At 41.2% G+C, this 1,421-nt stretch carries 2 protein-coding genes; both read left to right on the top strand.

Going from position 1 to position 1,421, the window contains the following annotated elements; all coding sequences use genetic code 11:
* Positions 1 to 68: 68 nt before the first annotated feature.
* On the top strand, positions 69 to 410 hold the full coding sequence (locus RE317_RS20905) for a hypothetical protein (protein WP_008668438.1): 342 nt from the start codon (positions 69 to 71) through the stop codon (positions 408 to 410).
* Positions 411 to 468: 58 nt separating this feature from the next.
* Complete coding sequence (locus tag RE317_RS20900; protein WP_308821669.1) at positions 469 to 1,389, top strand: transposase; 921 nt, start codon at positions 469 to 471, stop codon at positions 1,387 to 1,389.
* Positions 1,390 to 1,421 lie beyond the last annotated feature (32 nt).

The following is a 1,421-nucleotide window of genomic DNA, read 5'->3' as shown; positions in this document are numbered from 1 at the left end:
TTGGGTCAATGTAAAAAGCTGAGGGGTAAATTTATAAATTGTTATCTTTGTTTCCAAATTCATAGCTTATGGAGTTAAACGGTTATCGCCTTCTTCTTCCTGAAGGCACTTTAGATTACTTTGATCTTGTTGATGTGAAGGAAAGCGTAAATGAAGTTGTGATCTATCTTGAGGAGAAAAATATCGTTCCTGAGAAGTATACAGATCAGGATACTGAGAGTAAAGGCTTTTATGATCCTGTTATTGTTCAGGATTTTCCTCTTCGTGGCAAGAAGGTCTTCCTTAATATTCGTCGTCGTCGCTGGCTCTTAAAGAAGCATAATGAGTATATCTCTCGTAACTGGCGTATGGTGGCTGAAGGTACTCGTATGACGCAGGATTTTGCGTCTTTTTTAAAAGAACTATATTGATAGCTATCCGATCAGTTGCAAGCTCTTAGGTGTTTTATCTGGAGTTGACGGGGATTTATTGGAGCGTCAATACCGTAACCATCTAAGTGGTTATCTCCATTGGGACCAACTTGTTCATGCAGAGAGTTGGCTACTATTCGAAAAGAATATCGGTGCTTGTATCTGTATTGATGAGGTAGCCCTCTCGCGTGGGGAACTCTATACTGTCCTGACCAATAAAGAAGCTCACGGTGGTAAAGGTAGTATGATTGCCATCATTAAAGGTACGGACGTTCATACGGTCACTTCTGTCCTGCTTAAGCTATCCCGTCGCCGCCGTTACCAAGTGCGCGAGATTACTTTGGATATGGCTCCTAACATGGAGCAGATTGCACGCATCTGCTTTCCTGCGGCCAAACGTGTTACCGATCGCTTTCACGTACAGAAGGTAGCTTATGAAGCGGTGCAGGAGATGCGGGTAAAAGCTCGCTGGGAGGCTTTGGATGAAGAGTCCACTCAGATTGCTTATGCAAAGGCCTGTGGAAAGATGTATCATGCACCTGTTTTCGCTAATGGAGATACAAGAAAGCAGTTGTTAGCGAGAAGTATTTATCTGCTTTACAAGAAGGAATCCTTATGGACTCAGTCTCAAAGAATACGGGCTGAAATTCTTTTCAAGGAATATCCCGATATAAAGAAAGGATATTATCTGTCTATGCGGTTAGGCTTAATCTATCATCAGTGTAAGTTTAAGGATATTGCTTTGACAAGGCTGGCAAGGGGGTATGATGAAGTAGATAAATCAGGGTTCCTCACCTTTGGAAGGGTCGCACGTTCTATACAAACACATTATCTGGATATAATCAATTTTTTTGAAAGGAGGGCAACCAATGCCGAAGCTGAGTCATTCAATGCTAAAATCAAAGCATTTAGAGCACAGTTCAGAGGAGTAAGAGATAGAGCTTTTTTCTTATATAGACTTGCTAAATTATATGCTTAAATATAAAATCCCTCAGATTGTTACGTTGACCC

The organism is Phocaeicola sp. GP0067 (assembly GCF_031119655.1).
GTDB lineage: Bacteria > Bacteroidota > Bacteroidia > Bacteroidales > Bacteroidaceae > Phocaeicola > Phocaeicola vulgatus.
This window is presented reverse-complemented; position numbering and strand designations above follow the sequence as displayed.